Below are 14,251 nucleotides of genomic sequence, written 5' to 3' on the forward strand. Positions count from 1 at the left end.
TGAGGCAGAGATCCTCCTGATCGCCGGTATTGGTGAACCAAGTCTTCGATATGTCACTGTCGGGGTTGTACGCGCAAGAAAAGCAGCAATCAACAACGATCTATTTTAACTATTCTAATATAAATATACATTCTGCCACTCACTTCATGCCTCGGAGTAACGACAGAAGGTATAAGCGACAGAGCTATCGATTGCATGTGAAAGATTATGCTGGAGCCATTTCCGCTCAGATGAGGGCCACTGATCAACAGACCCCTATCAAGATCAAAAAGTTAAACGCCTACCACCTTTCAATGCCGCGCGATTATTATGTAACGGCATGTTGTTGCCGGATAAGAGAGGTGCAATGGCCGAGACTGATCAATTGAGCAATATTGCGAGGTTTATTATCCTCCGCGCTTGCCCTATAAGCACGGCATTGTTTCTCGTGCTTTGGATATCACCATGCTGCGCCTTGTTTCCGTGCTCTCTCTCGCCCTCATCACCGGCGCACTTGCAGGCTGTGCCGGCCTTACATTGACACCGCAGCAACGGGCGGAGCGTCAGGCTGGTGTGCCGGAATACGTTCAGGTGCAGACGCGCACTGCAGGCCCGACCGATCCGTTCAGGTAAAAAGCTCCGGACGCCTGATCCGCAAGGTCTGGATGCAGGCAAAACTCTTCATGTCCATGAGTTTGCCGCTGTCGGCCATCGCCGCAAGCTCTGCCAGCGGCAACTCGATGATCGTGATGGCCTCGTGCTCGCTTGCAAGCCCGCCACCATCGCCTACATGATCGCGAATCGTGTACGGAGCCAGATAGAGCGTTATGCGCTCCGTCGAAATGCCGGGTATGGGCAGCGCCTCGACAAGCTTTTCGAGCGTTCCAAGGCGCAGGCCACCCTCTTCCATGGCCTCGCGGCGGGCGCATTCTTCCTGGCTTTCGTCTTCAAGGCAGCCGGCAATAATCTCAAGCACCGCCTCGTCGCCGGATGTGAGATAGGCCGCCGGCCTGAACTGGCTGACGAACAGCGCCACGCGCCTTTCCTCGTCATAGGGCAGCACCGCAACCGCCGAGCCGTGATCCTCGATCTCGCGGCGGATGATCTGCCCGTCCGGCAGGCGGATGGAAGCAATCAGGAAGCGCCCCCAGCCCTCATGAACGATCCGGGTCTCGACGACTTCAAACGACATGGATAACTCCCTGTGGGGGGCAAGCCCCCACTTCGCTGATGAGTCTCGTCGGCTGAGCTTGCCGGTTAGCTATTGCCGGTTATTTGCGCCTTGCCAGAGCGCCCTCGACGTCTCGCACCGCACCGCGCGCGGCGGATGTCGTCATTGCAGCATAAGCCTTCAACGCCGCTGTGACATTGCGCTTGCGCGGGCCGGGATGCCACGCGTCCGCACCGCGCGCGTCCATCTCGGTGCGGCGGCGTGCAAGCTCTTCATCGGATATCGCCAGATGAATGCGCCGCTTCGGGATATCGATCTCGATGGTGTCGCCTTCTTCGACCAACCCGATGGTTCCGCCTTCCGCCGCCTCAGGCGAGACGTGGCCAATGGACAGACCCGACGAGCCACCGGAGAAGCGGCCATCGGTGATGAGCGCGCACGCCTTGCCCAGCCCCTTCGATTTCAGGTAGCTTGTGGGGTAAAGCATCTCCTGCATGCCGGGTCCGCCGCGCGGTCCTTCATAGCGGATCAGCACGATGTCGCCCTTGTTGATACGCCCGCGCAGGATGGCATCCACCGCCGTATCCTGACTCTCGAAAATGCGGGCAGGACCGGAAAACACCAGAATGGATTCGTCCACGCCCGCAGTCTTCACGATGCATCCGTCTTCGGCCAGATTGCCATAGAGCACCGCAAGGCCGCCGTCCTTCGAAAATGCATGCTCCGCGCTGCGGATAACACCATTTTCGCGGTCGGAGTCGAGTTCGTCCCAGCGCGATTCCTGGCTGAAGGCGACCTGCGTCGGCACTCCGCCCGGCGCGGCGCGGTAAAACTGGTGCACGCTCTCGCTGTTGGCGCGGGTGATGTCCCAACGATCGATAGCCGCGCCCAGCGTCGGGCTGTGAACCGTGGGATTACCCGAACGCAGCAACCCGGCCCTTTCGAGTTCACCGAGAATGGCGAAAATGCCGCCCGCCCGGTGAACATCCTCCATGTGCACGTCTCCGACAGCCGGAGCCACCTTGCACAGCACCGGCACCTGACGGGACAGGCGGTCGATATCGGCCATAGTGAAATCCACGCCGGCCTCGTTGGCCGCCGCCAGCAGGTGCAGCACGGTGTTGGTGGAGCCGCCCATCGAAATATCCAGCGCCATGGCGTTCTCAAACGCCTCGAACGTGGCGATGGAACGCGGCAGGACGGTATCGTCATCCTGCTCGTAATAACGACGCGCCAGATCCACGATGAGATGCCCCGCCTCGACGAACAGCCGCTTGCGGTCCGCGTGGGTGGCGAGCGTGGAACCGTTTCCGGGGAGCGACAGGCCGAGCGCCTCTGTGAGGCAGTTCATCGAGTTGGCCGTGAACATGCCGGAGCACGAACCGCAGGTCGGGCATGCCGAGCGTTCGATTGCATGCACATCGGCATCCGAAACGCTGTCATCGGCGGCGGCGACCATGGCATCGACGAGATCGAGCGCCTTCGTCACGCCGCGCAGCACCACCTTGCCCGCTTCCATCGGCCCGCCAGACACGAAAACCGACGGGATATTAAGGCGCAACGACGCCATCAGCATGCCGGGGGTGATCTTGTCGCAGTTGGAGATGCAGACCATCGCGTCGGCGCAGTGCGCGTTGACCATATACTCAACCGAATCGGCGATGATCTCACGCGAAGGCAGGCTGTAGAGCATGCCGTCATGCCCCATGGCGATGCCATCATCGACAGCAATGGTGTTGAATTCCTTGGCGACGCCACCGGCCTTTTCGATCTCGCGCGCCACGAGCTGGCCGAGATCCTTGAGGTGCACGTGGCCCGGCACGAATTGCGTGAACGAGTTGACCACCGCAATGATCGGTTTGCCGAAATCCTCGTCCTTCATGCCTGTCGCGCGCCAGAGACCGCGAGCGCCCGCCATGTTGCGTCCATGGGTGGTGGTTCGGGAACGATAGACAGGCATTCTGACCTCACAAAAGACATGCACGCCCAAAAAGTGTCTGCCTCACGGCGACATTGATGGCGGCATGGGTGCATACGCACGATACGTCTGATCGGCAGCGCCAGCTTGTCATTTGTTTTCGGGCGTGGCGTGCCGGCAATGGCTCGATTGCCGTTCCTCCCCGGTCAGGCGCATCGAAACATGCTGTTTATAACAATTTCATCGTAACGGAAACCGGCAGTTGAGGAAAACCAGCCATGCGCCAATGCTGCAGGCTTAAGCGCTGCAGACCACTTCCCCATTTCTCGGAAACGCGGAAGTGGCCCGGTTTTCCATTCCTCGGCGTGAGCAAAATGGCGGCCGGCGCAGATGTTTCCATCCGATCGAACACACTTCACCCACCAGGCATGCCGTATCAGTCCACAAGTTCCCACGTGACTTCGACGGAGGCGCGGAATGATTGCTCTCCCGCCTCTACAGGCACCGGCGCGCTGGGGGACAGCGAGTCCGCCCGTGCGGCCAGTGCAACGCCGCGCGGCTGAGGTGTCCAGCGGTGCGGGCCGGTTTCGATGGCCAATACCCGGCCAAGCTGGACGCCCGCGGCCTTGGCGAAGATGTCAGCCTTGCGGCGCGCGTCGGCAACGGCCTCGGCGCGGGCCTGATCCAGCAGCGGGGCGCTGTCCGCCACATCGAAGCTGATGCCGCCAATCTGGTTCGAACCTGTCGTGACGGCCGAATCGAGAATACCGCCGAGTTTCGACAATTCACGCACTCGCACGTTCAGCGTGTTGCGAGCCTCGTATCCCTCGATCTTCGGAGCCTCGCCGCCGTTGCGGCTGTAATTGTAGCGCGGCTGAACGGAGAACCCGCTCGTCGCGATGTCGCGCTTCTCAACAGCGGCCTCGCGCAGCGAGTTGATGACGGCTTCGGTCGCGGTGGTGTTTTCGGTCACGGCCTCACGCGCGGTTTTGGCCTGCGTGACCACGCCGATCACGATGCTGGCCGTATCCGGAACGGCTTCCATGATGCCTTCACCCGAAACGCTGATGACCCGCGGCGCGGAGGTGGTAGCTGCGGCGCTACCCTGCTGGGCCAGCGCCGCCAACGGCAGCGCGGCGAGCCCTACGATTGCGCCACCGGCGAAAGCAGCCAATGTCGCGGCGCGGACTCCGCGCGGCTTGCGTTCCGATCGAACCGTGAAAGCCATGAGACATCCTTCCTGCATCTGTTGCAATTCCCGCATCTGAGGCTTTGCCGTGCGGGGTGCGAGTCGCGCTTATCATGGCGCAAAAAGCCGTCATCGTCATCATTGCGCAGCGCCTGAACGGAACTGGCGCACGCGCGTTGATATGGAAACATCCTCATGCAAGGCAAAGCCCTTTTATGCGAGGAAAGCGCTTTATATCAACACTATGCAGCATTTCAGCGTTTAATGGCAATTTGGAGACGCCAACCTATTTCGGTGTAACGCGTTTTCTTCACGCAAAGCGGTATCCACTCTGCTTGAAAACGCTTTATACCCCTCCGAAGATGCCAATCGGCGGAAATCCTGAAAACGTGCGGGGAAATTGAAATGTCGCGCTGGCAATGGATATTGTCGCGTATCACGCGGCGCTTGTGGGTGCGGGCATCGCTGATTGGCGCGCTCGGAATCGTCGCCGCCGTGCTGTCGGCGGTTGTCGAGCCTTATATACCGTGGCAGCTTCCGGGCACGATCGGCGTCCATGCCGTTGACAGCATTCTGACGATCATCGCATCGAGCATGCTTGCGGTCACCACCTTCTCTCTCAGCGTTGTCACGTCGGCCTATGGCGCGGCGGCGAGCCAGGTGACGCCGCGCGCCACGCGGCTGTTGATCGAGGACCGGGTCACGCAGAACGTCCTCTCCACCTTCATTGGCTCATTCCTGTTCGCCATCGTCGGCATCGTGGTGCTGAAGACGGGCGCTTACGATGCGCGCGGGCGTGTGATTCTCTTCATCGTCACCATCGCCGTCATCGCGCTCATCGTGGTATCGTTGCTGCGCTGGATCGATCACCTGACGCGGCTTGGCCTCGTGCCGGAAACCACCAGCCGGGTGGAAGATGCAACACGGCGCGCCATCCGCAGTCGCCTCAGCCAGCCGTATCAGGGCGGCAAGCGGCTGGAAGGACTTCCGCCTTCCGCCGTTTCCGTTCTGGCGGGCGACGTGGGATATGTGCAGCATATCGATATGGCCGCATTGGCGGCACAATGCGAGGATGTCGACGCCGACATCTACGTGACCGCCCTGCCGGGTGCATTCCTTTATCCGGACACGCCGATTGCCTGGATCGGCTCATGTGCCAGCGCGGAAACCGATCAAAACGACGAGGACTTGCACGAAGAAGTGCGCAGTGCCTTCAGCATCGGGGCCGAGCGCAGTTTCGATCAGGATCCCCGTTTCGGGCTCGCCGTCATGAGCGAAATCGCCTCGCGGGCGCTGTCCCCGGCCACCAACGATCCCGGAACAGCCATTGACGTCATTGGCCGCCTGACGCGTCTTTTGACATTATGGGCCAAAGGCCCGCCCACCATTCCAGAGGACAAGATAGCCTATCCGCGCGTCTACGTGCAGCCGCTGCGGTCGCAGGACATGTTCGAGGACGCCTTCATGCTGCTGGCACGGGACGGTGCGGAACACGTCGAGGTGCAGATACGGCTGCAAAAGTCGCTGGGTGCGCTTGCACGGACGGGCGACAGCGACTTCCGCGAGGCCGCTCTCCAGCAGGCGGGACTGGCTTTGAGCCGCGCCGAAGCCGGTTTGTCCCTCGACTTTGACAAGCAGCGCGTCCGCGAAGCCGCGCATCGGGGCGGCGTGCTGGAAGGGCTGAACCACGCAAACGCCGCCGCCAACGGACAATAACGCGTTCCGGTTAGCGGTCTGCTCTTTGCGGCAAGCGGGTTATGGCACAGCGCGTGGAAGTGCGCTATTTCTGCCGCGAATGGTGGCTTTCTTCGCCCTGTTGCCGGCAAACTGGTGCATTGGCAACGAGTTCGTGGCATTGAAGCCTCTGGAGTGTCGTCGTCTCGGGCCGGGCGCTCGATGTTCTGGCTGCGCAATGCCGTGGCCGTGTTGACCGGATCGTGCCCGCTGCCAGCAGACGGACTTCCGATGAGCACATATAATCTGGAACACCTGTTTTCTCCCCGCTCCATCGCCATCGTTGCTGACGAGGGAGCCGACGCCGGGCTTGTCGACAAGCTGGCGCGCAACATTGCTGCCTCCGCATTCTCCGGGCAACGCGGGTTCGTTGGCCACGAGATCGATAAATCGGTCAACGGCAATCTGGCGGATTTCGAGCTGGCGCCATCACTCAAGGCGCTGACGTTCACTCCGGACCTCATCATTATCGCGTCGCCTGTGGGCGAGGTGCTGAACCGCGTCGCGGAAGCCGGCGCGAAAGGGGTGCATGGGGCGGTGATCGTGACGGAAGCGCTGGCGCACGACGCGGAGCTTCTCGCACGGGTGGAGGCGGTTGCGCGCAGCCATAGCCTGCGCCTCGTCGGCCCCAACAGCATCGGCATTATCGCGCCGCACGCGAAGTTGAATGCCAGCTTTGCCGGCAGCACACCCATCCCCGGCGATCTCGCGCTCATTACGCAATCCGGCGCGCTGGCGGCGGGCGTGATCGAATGGGCGACGACCAACGCCATTGGATTTTCCGCCGTCGCTTCCATAGGCGGACAGATCGATGTCGATTTCGGCGACCTGCTGGATTATTTCGCGCTCGACCGGCACACCCGCGCCATCCTGCTTTATGTGGAAACCGTGGAGGACGCGCGCAAATTTATGTCCGCCGCGCGCCTTGCCGCCCGTGCCAAGCCGGTGGTGGTGATCAAATCCGGCCGCCATGAAGACCGTCAAAAGGTGGCCGATACGCACACGGCTGCGCTCGCCACGCCGGATGCGGTCTACGACGCCGCGTTCAGGCGCGCGGGTCTGCTGCGCGTCATTGATCTTGACGAGTTGTTCGCCGCCGCCGAAACGCTGGGCCGGGTGCGGCCTTTCCTGGGCAAGCGGCTGGCCATCGTCACCAATGGCGGCGGCATCGGCAAGCTCACCGTCGACAGGCTGATCGATTTTGGCGGCGCGCTGGCGGAAATTTCACCCCTCACCCTTGAGGCGCTGGACAAGGATCTGCCACCCGGACGCTGGTCGCGCTCCAACCCCATCGATCTGGGCGGGGATGCCGACGCGGCGCGTTACGCCACCACCCTCCAGCACGTTCTTGCCGACCGCGCCAATGACGGCGTGCTGGTGCTGAACGTGCCGCTTGGGGCGGCATCGTCTGTGGATGTGGCGCGCGCGGTGATCGAGGCGGCCGCCACTTATCGCCGCCAGCGCCATTCCGCCAAGCCGATCCTCACCGTGTGGTACGGCGATGCAGGTGAGGCCAGCGACCAGTTCGCCGCGGCGCGCATCCCAAACTACGCCACGGAGGCGGAGGCCGTGCGCGGCTTCACCCATCTCGTGCGTTACCGGGAAGCTCTGAACCAGCTCATGGAGACGCCGCCGAGCCTGCCGGCGGACTTCAACCCCGACACCGCAGCCGCTCGCGGCGTCATCGACAGCGTGCTTGCGTCCGGACGAAACTGGCTTGACCCTGTTGAAACCGAAGCCCTGTTCGACGCCTATCAGATCCCGATCACGCCGGTACGTTCGGCGAAAAATGCCGATGAGGCCGTTGAAGCTGCCGAGCATTTCTTCGCGCAGGGCCTGCCGGTGGCGGTGAAGATTCTGTCGCCCGATGTCGTGCACAAGTCCGATATCGGCGGCGTGCGCCTCAACCTCGTCAACGGGCAGGCGGTGCGCGCGGCCACTGAGGAAATCCTTGAGCGCGCCGCGAGGCTACGTCCCGAAGCGCGTATTCACGGCGTCACCATCCACCCCATGATGGTGCGGCCCAAGGGCCGGGAGCTGATCGCGGGCATTGCCGACGATCCGGTGTTCGGGCCTGTTGTCGTGTTCGGGCGGGGCGGCACCGCCGTCGAGGTCATCAACGACCGCGCCATCGCCCTGCCGCCGCTCGATCTGCGGCTGGCGCATGACCTTATCTCCCGCACACGCGTCTCCCGTCGCCTCAAGGCGTATCGCGACGTGCCAGCGGCAGACGAGCGCGCCGTGGCTCTCACGCTGGTTAAGCTGGCGCAACTCGCCGCCGACCTGCCGGAGGTGCGTGAGATCGATATCAATCCCCTGCTCGCGGATCACACCGGCGTCATCGGCGTCGATGCGCGGGTGAAGATCGCTCCTGTGGTCGGCAAGGCCAAGGGGCCGTCGGGGCATCCGCGCTTCGCCATCCGCCCCTATCCGCAGGAGTGGGAGCGCCTGATGCGCCTGTCTGACGGCACGCCGATAACCATGCGTCCCGTGCGGCCAGAGGACGAGGAAATGTTCCGGCACTTCTTCACACAGGTCACGCCGGACGATCTGCGGCTGCGCTTCTTCACACCGATCAAGGATTTCAGCCACACATTTATCGCCCGGCTGACGCAGCTCGATTATGGCCGCGCCATGGCCTTCGTGGCGGTGGACAAGGCAACCGGCGAGATGCTCGGAGCCGTCCGCCTGCATGCCGATGCCAATTATGAAGCTGGCGAATACGGCATCATGACCCGCACGGATATGCGCGGCAAGGGTCTGGGCTGGCTGCTGATGAACTCCATCATCGAATATGCCCGCGCCGAGGGGCTAAAGGCGGTGGAAGCGCAGGTTCTGCGCGAGAACACCATGATGCTGGCGATGTGCGCCCAGCTCGGGTTCAAATCCCGCCCGGACCCGGACGACGCGGGCGTGCGGCTGGTCAGGCTCGATCTGTAAAGCGTCGCTGCCCACAACTGCTCTGGTGACAAACCGGCCGGGACAATGGGATAAGAAAGGGACGATCAACCGAGGTGACCGTCTCATGTCTCGCCCCTTTCAACTCGTGGATGTTTTTGGCTCCGGTGCATTCTCCGGCAATCCGCTTGCGGTCATCGCCGCCGCGCAGGATCTGACGACGGATGAAATGCAGCAGATCACACGCTGGTTCAACCTGTCGGAAACCACGTTCCTGCTACCGCCGACACAGCCGCAGGCTGACTATCGCGTCCGTATTTTCACGCTGGCACATGAGCTGCCATTTGCCGGTCATCCCACGCTGGGCAGCGCCCATGCATGGCTTGAGGCGGGCGGCACACCGCACAATGCCGATGTCATCATTCAGGAATGCGGTGCTGGCCTCGTGCCCATCCGGCGCGGACATGGCCGCCTCACGTTCGCCGCCCCGCCCCTGTTGCGCAGTGGCGAGCCGGAAGAGGCAGACCTCGCCTTCGTCGCCGAGGTGCTGCGCATACCGCGCACGGCGATCCGCGATGCCGCATGGGTGGACAACGGCCCCGGCTGGGTCGGTATCCTGCTTGACTCCGCCGAAGCCGTTCTCGCAATCGAGCCGGACCGCAATCCGTCACGTCGGATTGACGTTGGCATCGTCGGCCCGCACCCGGATGGCAGCGACGCGGCGTTCGAGGTTCGGGCGCTGTTCAGCGACGCCCATGGCGCGTTGATCGAAGACCCGGTGACCGGCAGCCTCAACGCTTCGCTCGGCCAGTGGCTGTTTGCGAGCGGGCGGGCGCAAGGCGCCTATGTCGCGGCGCAGGGCACGAAGATTGGCCGCAAGGGCCGCGTCTATGTCGAGCAGGATGACAGCGGACAAGTGTGGGTCGGCGGCTACAGCCACACCCTTTTCAGCGGCCAGCAAACGTAAAAAAATCCCGCCGGACGTTATGTCCGGCGGGATGCTTTGGCGGATAGGCGTGTCGATCAGTTGCGCGACTTGTCGACCAGCGCCTTTTCCTGAATCCACGGCATCATGGAACGCAGCTTCGCGCCGACTTCCTCGATCTGGTGGGCGGCGTTGCGGGCGCGGGTCGCCTTGAACGAGGTCTGGCTGACCTTGTTCTCCAGCATCCAGTCGCGCGTGAACTTGCCGGACTGGATGTCCTCAAGCACGCGCTTCATCTCGGCCTTCGTCTCCGGCGTGATGATGCGCGGGCCGGTGACGTACTCGCCATATTCAGCCGTGTTGGAGATGGAGTAGTTCATGTTGGCGATGCCGCCCTCGTAGATGAGGTCGACGATGAGCTTCGTCTCGTGCAGGCACTCGAAGTAAGCCATTTCCGGCGCGTAACCGGCTTCCACCAGCGTCTCAAAGCCGGCACGGATCAGTTCCACGAGGCCACCGCACAGCACGACCTGCTCGCCGAAGAGATCCGTCTCGCACTCTTCCTTGAAGGTCGTCTCGATGATGCCGGCGCGGCCGCCACCGTTTGCGGAAGCGTAGGACAGCGCGATGTCATGCGCGTTGCCGGTTGCGTCCTGAGCAATAGCGATCAGGGTCGGAACGCCGCCGCCGCGCTGGTACTCGGAACGCACGGTGTGGCCGGGGCCCTTGGGCGCAACCATCAGCACGTCGAGATCCTTGCGCGGCTCGATGAGGTTGAAGTGCACGTTGAGGCCGTGGGCGAACAGCAGCGCGGCGCCTTCCTTCAGGTTGTCGTGCAGGCTATCGTAGTAGATCTCTGCCTGCAGTTCGTCCGGCGTCAGCAGCATGACGACATCGGCCCACTTGGCTGCCTCGGCGGGGGTCAGCACCTTGAGGCCTTCTGCCTCGGCCTTCTTTGCCGAAGCGGAGCCTTCACGAAGGCCGACAGCGAGTTCCTTCACGCCGGAATCGCGCAGGTTGAGCGCATGGGCATGACCCTGGCTGCCATAGCCGATGATCGCGACCTTCTTGCCCTTGATGAGGTTGATGTCGGCGTCACGATCGTAATAAACACGCATAGTCTGCCCTTTCCCTGGCATTTTCGTCATGGAACCGCGCCTCCCGGGCCGGCTTCCATCCGCGGCTGGTCTTATTGTCCCGCCCTGCTGATAATGAGGCAGAGGCGGGACGGTCAAGAGGATTTCCGCGACCCGAAACAATCCGGTGACGCGGACGTGTTAGAATCTCCGTCATGCTGGTGCGGAACGGAAACCCGGTTGAAACGTCACCCCGCACCATCCATTGTCGATGCATGGATCAGAATGTGGCCAACGGCCGCAGGACCATGCTCAAGGGAGACAACAACATGACGGAAAACGCGGCCATCGGCACGCCTGAAGACATCCTCGCCTTCTGGCGCAACGCGGGACCGAAGCTGTGGTTCGCCGGTGACGACGCCTTCGACGCCGCCGTCCGTGAACGCTACCAGCCGTTGCTTGAAACGCTGGCGGACGAGCCGCATCTGCTCGAACGCGGTCATCCGTGGGAAACGCGCCCCGATGGTGCGCTGGCGCTCACCATCGCGCTGGACCAGTTCCCCCGGCAGATTTATCGCGGCACCGCCCGCGCGTTCGCAACCGATCCGCAGGCGCGCGCCGTGGCCAACCGTTCCCTCGCTGCCGGCTACGACCAGCGCGTGGAAACCGACCTGCGGGCGTTTTTCTATCTGCCGTTCATGCATTCCGAAAACCTTGCGGATCAGGATCGCTGCGTGGCGCTTTATGAGGCGCTCGGGAACGCGGAGGGGCTGGACTACGCACACATCCACCGCGACATCATCGTGAAGTTCGGCCGCTTCCCCCACCGCAACCCCGCGCTGGGCCGCGAAACGACGCCGGAGGAACAGGCGTTCCTCGACGCCGGCGGTTTCAAGGGCTGAACCTGTCTGGGCAAATTACAGCGCGTCGGCGCCGCGGCTCAACGCCGCGATGCCGGTGCGCGACACCTCGGCCAGCCCGCATTCGGTCATCAACTCGATGAACCGGCTAACCTCGTCCGACGAGCCGGTCAGCTCGAACACGAACGATTTCAGCGTCGCGTCAACGGTGCGCGCGCCGAAAGCCTGCGCCAGACGCAGCGCTTCCAGCCGCTGCTCGCCCTGCCCCACGACCTTGAGCAGCACCAGCTCGCGCTCCACCGCATCGCTTTCCACGGTGAGATCCGTCACCCGGTGAACCGGCACGAGGCGCGACAGTTGCGCCTTGATCTGCACGATCACCGCTGCCGTTCCAGCCGTGACGATGGTGATGCGCGACAGGTGCTTTTCGTGCTGGGTTTCGGAAACCGTCAGGCTCTCGATATTGTAGCCGCGCCCCGAAAACAGACCGGCAATGCGTGCCAGCACGCCGGGCTCGTTGTCGACGATCACCGCCAGCGTGTGGCGAAGAACCGGGGTCGGCGGCGGTGCGTCGGAATAGATCGATGACATGGGAAGGATTCCGGAAAGATGACTGCCGCCCGCAGGCCGGCTTGATAATGGCGATGGCACTCTGGAAGATGACATCTGAAACGATGTCACCTTGGGAGGCGTGATATGCTTCATGGCATTACCCTATCGGATCTGGCTCGCACAGGTCTCAGACCAGCGCCTTCCCCTTGTCGTCGATGACGGAGCCGATGTCGGCCACCGCGTCGCCGAGCAGGATTTCGTTGTGCGCCTTGCCCGAAGGGATCATCGGGAAGCAGTTTTCCGCCGGATCGACAAGGCAATCGAAAATAACGGGGCCGGGCGTGTCGATCATCCGGCGGATGGCGTCATCCAGCTCTTCCGCCTTGTCGCAGCGAATACCCGTGCCGCCGAATGCCTCCGCCAGCTTGACGAAATCAGGCAGCGCATCGGAATAGCTCTCCGAATAGCGCCCGCCATGCAGCAGCTCCTGCCACTGGCGCACCATGCCCATGTATTCGTTGTTCAGGATGAACACCTTCACCGGCAGGCGATATTGCAGTGCCGTCGACATCTCCTGAATGTTCATCTGGATGGATGCCTCGCCCGCCACATCGATGACGAGTGCATCGGGATGCGCGATCTGCACGCCGATGGCCGCCGGCAAGCCGTAACCCATGGTGCCAAGGCCGCCGGACGTCATGAAACGATTCGGCTCGTCGAAGTGCAGGAACTGCGCCGCCCACATCTGATGCTGCCCCACTTCCGTTGTGATGTAGCGGTCGCGGCCCTTGGTCAGCGCCTCAAGCCGCTCCAGTGCATACTGCGGCTTGATGAATTGGCCATCCTTGCGATAGGCGAGGCAGTTGCGCGCCCGCCAGCGGGCGATGTCTGCCCACCACGGCGCATGGCGCGACTTGTCGATGACCGGAGCGGTCTCCTTCCACACGCGCACCATCTCGTGCAGCACGTGGGCGCAGTCTCCGACGATGCCGATGTCCACCTTCACCGTCTTGTTGATGGAGGACGGGTCGATATCGATATGGATCTTGCGCGAGTGCGGCGCGAAGGCATCCAGCCGCCCCGTGATGCGATCGTCGAAGCGCGCGCCCACGGCAATGATGAGATCGGAATCGTGCATGGCGAGGTTGGCCTCGTAGGTGCCGTGCATGCCCAGCATCCCGAGGAACTGCGGATCAGATGCGGGAAACGCACCCAGACCCATCAGCGTGGACGTGACGGGGAAACCCGTCAGCGCCGCGAGTTCCCGCAGCAGCTTCGTCGCGCCCGAACCGGCATTGATGACGCCGCCGCCGGTGTAGAAGATGGGCCGCTGCGCCCGGGTCATCAGCTCGACCGCGGCGGCGATGCGGGCGGGATCGCCCTCCACCTTCGGCCGGTAGGTCTTGTGCTGATTGTCAGCCTGCCGCGCGTATGGGCCGCTTTCAAACTGGATGTTCTTCGGGATGTCGATCACCACCGGCCCCGGGCGGCCATTGCTGGCGACATAAAACGCCTCGTGCAGGATGCGCGGCAGATCCGCGATGTCCTTCACCAGATAGTTATGCTTGGTGCAGTGGCGCGTGATGCCAACGGTGTCCGCCTCCTGAAAGGCGTCGGAGCCGATGAGGTAGGTGGGCACCTGCCCCGTGATGACGACGAGCGGGATAGAATCGAGCATCGCATCGGTGAGGCCGGTGACGGCGTTCGTGGCACCGGGGCCAGACGTCACCAGCACGCAGCCGACCTTGCCGGTGGACCGGGCATAGCCCTCTGCCGCATGGACAGCCGCCTGCTCGTGACGTACGAGGATGTGATGAACCTTGTCCTGAAGGAAGAGCGCGTCATAGATCGGCAGGACAGCCCCGCCCGGATAGCCGAAAATGTGTTCGACCCCCTGATCCTGCAACGCACGGATGACCATCTCGGCCCCGGTAATCGTCTCACTCATC

12 protein-coding genes are annotated in these 14,251 nt (G+C 62.7%); 6 read left to right on the forward strand and 6 right to left on the reverse strand.

Annotated elements, in window-relative coordinates; all coding sequences use genetic code 11:
* Positions 1-444 precede the first annotated feature (444 nt).
* Entirely contained in the window at positions 445-612 is a 168-nt protein-coding gene (locus FHS81_RS11100; protein WP_183752971.1) for a hypothetical protein, read from the forward strand.
* Here FHS81_RS11100 and FHS81_RS11105 read toward each other — a convergent pair.
* From FHS81_RS11105 to FHS81_RS11120, 3 genes are all read right to left on the reverse strand, one after another.
* The gene (locus tag FHS81_RS11105; RefSeq protein ID WP_183752973.1) at positions 605-1,171 is read right to left on the reverse strand and encodes an NUDIX domain-containing protein; all 567 of its coding nucleotides are present in this window, start codon (positions 1,169-1,171) and stop codon (positions 605-607) included. The two genes, FHS81_RS11100 and FHS81_RS11105, sit on opposite strands and share 8 nt — an antisense overlap.
* A 79-nt stretch (positions 1,172-1,250) precedes the next feature.
* Positions 1,251-3,110, reverse strand: a complete 1,860-nt coding sequence (gene ilvD, locus FHS81_RS11110) for a dihydroxy-acid dehydratase (protein WP_183752975.1) — start codon at positions 3,108-3,110, stop codon at positions 1,251-1,253.
* Between the two features lie 394 nt (positions 3,111-3,504).
* Positions 3,505-4,296 (reverse strand): SIMPL domain-containing protein, encoded by a 792-nt coding sequence (locus FHS81_RS11120; protein ID WP_183752979.1) that lies wholly within the window; start codon positions 4,294-4,296, stop codon positions 3,505-3,507.
* Positions 4,297-4,370: 74 nt separating this feature from the next.
* On the opposite strand from FHS81_RS11120, the gene FHS81_RS11125 reads away from it, so the two are divergent.
* From FHS81_RS11125 to FHS81_RS11140, 4 genes are all read left to right on the forward strand, one after another.
* Positions 4,371-4,661, forward strand: coding sequence for a hypothetical protein (locus tag FHS81_RS11125; RefSeq protein ID WP_183752981.1), 291 nt, complete (start codon positions 4,371-4,373; stop codon positions 4,659-4,661).
* A gap of 1 nt (position 4,662) precedes the next feature.
* Complete coding sequence (locus FHS81_RS11130) at positions 4,663-5,973, forward strand: DUF2254 domain-containing protein (RefSeq protein ID WP_183752983.1); 1,311 nt, start codon at positions 4,663-4,665, stop codon at positions 5,971-5,973.
* A gap of 249 nt (positions 5,974-6,222) precedes the next feature.
* On the forward strand, positions 6,223-8,931 hold the full coding sequence (locus FHS81_RS11135) for a bifunctional acetate--CoA ligase family protein/GNAT family N-acetyltransferase (RefSeq protein WP_183752985.1): 2,709 nt from the start codon (positions 6,223-6,225) through the stop codon (positions 8,929-8,931).
* Positions 8,932-9,016: 85 nt separating this feature from the next.
* Complete coding sequence (locus FHS81_RS11140) at positions 9,017-9,856, forward strand: PhzF family phenazine biosynthesis protein (protein ID WP_183752987.1); 840 nt, start codon at positions 9,017-9,019, stop codon at positions 9,854-9,856.
* Positions 9,857-9,912: 56 nt separating this feature from the next.
* Here FHS81_RS11140 and ilvC read toward each other — a convergent pair whose 3' ends face one another.
* Positions 9,913-10,932, reverse strand: coding sequence for a ketol-acid reductoisomerase (gene ilvC, locus FHS81_RS11145; protein ID WP_183753266.1), 1,020 nt, complete (start codon positions 10,930-10,932; stop codon positions 9,913-9,915).
* Positions 10,933-11,219: 287 nt separating this feature from the next.
* Here ilvC and FHS81_RS11150 point away from each other — a divergent pair, with 287 nt between their 5' ends.
* Positions 11,220-11,792, forward strand: coding sequence for a DUF924 family protein (locus FHS81_RS11150; RefSeq protein ID WP_183752989.1), 573 nt, complete (start codon positions 11,220-11,222; stop codon positions 11,790-11,792).
* A gap of 15 nt (positions 11,793-11,807) precedes the next feature.
* Here the strand turns inward: FHS81_RS11150 and ilvN are convergent, their stop codons facing one another.
* Positions 11,808-12,341 carry an acetolactate synthase small subunit gene (gene ilvN, locus FHS81_RS11155; protein WP_183752991.1) on the reverse strand — a complete coding sequence of 178 codons (534 nt, stop codon included), beginning with the start codon at positions 12,339-12,341 and terminating at the stop codon, positions 11,808-11,810.
* A gap of 148 nt (positions 12,342-12,489) precedes the next feature.
* The gene (locus tag FHS81_RS11160; protein ID WP_183752993.1) at positions 12,490-14,250 is read right to left on the reverse strand and encodes an acetolactate synthase 3 large subunit; all 1,761 of its coding nucleotides are present in this window, start codon (positions 14,248-14,250) and stop codon (positions 12,490-12,492) included.
* Position 14,251 lies beyond the last annotated feature (1 nt).

Source organism: Pseudochelatococcus contaminans, assembly GCF_014195635.1.
GTDB classification, from domain to species: Bacteria; Pseudomonadota; Alphaproteobacteria; order Rhizobiales; family Beijerinckiaceae; genus Pseudochelatococcus; species Pseudochelatococcus contaminans.

Bases quoted from the DNA above. Each gene is read 5' to 3' on its own strand.
- FHS81_RS11100 (WP_183752971.1), top strand. From the start codon at position 445: ATGCTGCGCCTTGTTTCCGTGCTCTCTCTCGCCCTCATCACCGGCGCA.
- FHS81_RS11105 (WP_183752973.1), bottom strand. From the start codon at position 1,171: ATGTCGTTTGAAGTCGTCGAGACCCGGATCGTTCATGAGGGCTGGGGG.
- ilvD (WP_183752975.1), bottom strand. From the start codon at position 3,110: ATGCCTGTCTATCGTTCCCGAACCACCACCCATGGACGCAACATGGCG.
- FHS81_RS11120 (WP_183752979.1), bottom strand. From the start codon at position 4,296: ATGGCTTTCACGGTTCGATCGGAACGCAAGCCGCGCGGAGTCCGCGCC.
- FHS81_RS11125 (WP_183752981.1), top strand. From the start codon at position 4,371: ATGGCGCAAAAAGCCGTCATCGTCATCATTGCGCAGCGCCTGAACGGA.
- FHS81_RS11130 (WP_183752983.1), top strand. From the start codon at position 4,663: ATGTCGCGCTGGCAATGGATATTGTCGCGTATCACGCGGCGCTTGTGG.
- FHS81_RS11135 (WP_183752985.1), top strand. From the start codon at position 6,223: ATGAGCACATATAATCTGGAACACCTGTTTTCTCCCCGCTCCATCGCC.
- FHS81_RS11140 (WP_183752987.1), top strand. From the start codon at position 9,017: ATGTCTCGCCCCTTTCAACTCGTGGATGTTTTTGGCTCCGGTGCATTC.
- ilvC (WP_183753266.1), bottom strand. From the start codon at position 10,932: ATGCGTGTTTATTACGATCGTGACGCCGACATCAACCTCATCAAGGGC.
- FHS81_RS11150 (WP_183752989.1), top strand. From the start codon at position 11,220: ATGACGGAAAACGCGGCCATCGGCACGCCTGAAGACATCCTCGCCTTC.
- ilvN (WP_183752991.1), bottom strand. From the start codon at position 12,341: ATGTCATCGATCTATTCCGACGCACCGCCGCCGACCCCGGTTCTTCGC.
- FHS81_RS11160 (WP_183752993.1), bottom strand. From the start codon at position 14,250: ATGAGTGAGACGATTACCGGGGCCGAGATGGTCATCCGTGCGTTGCAG.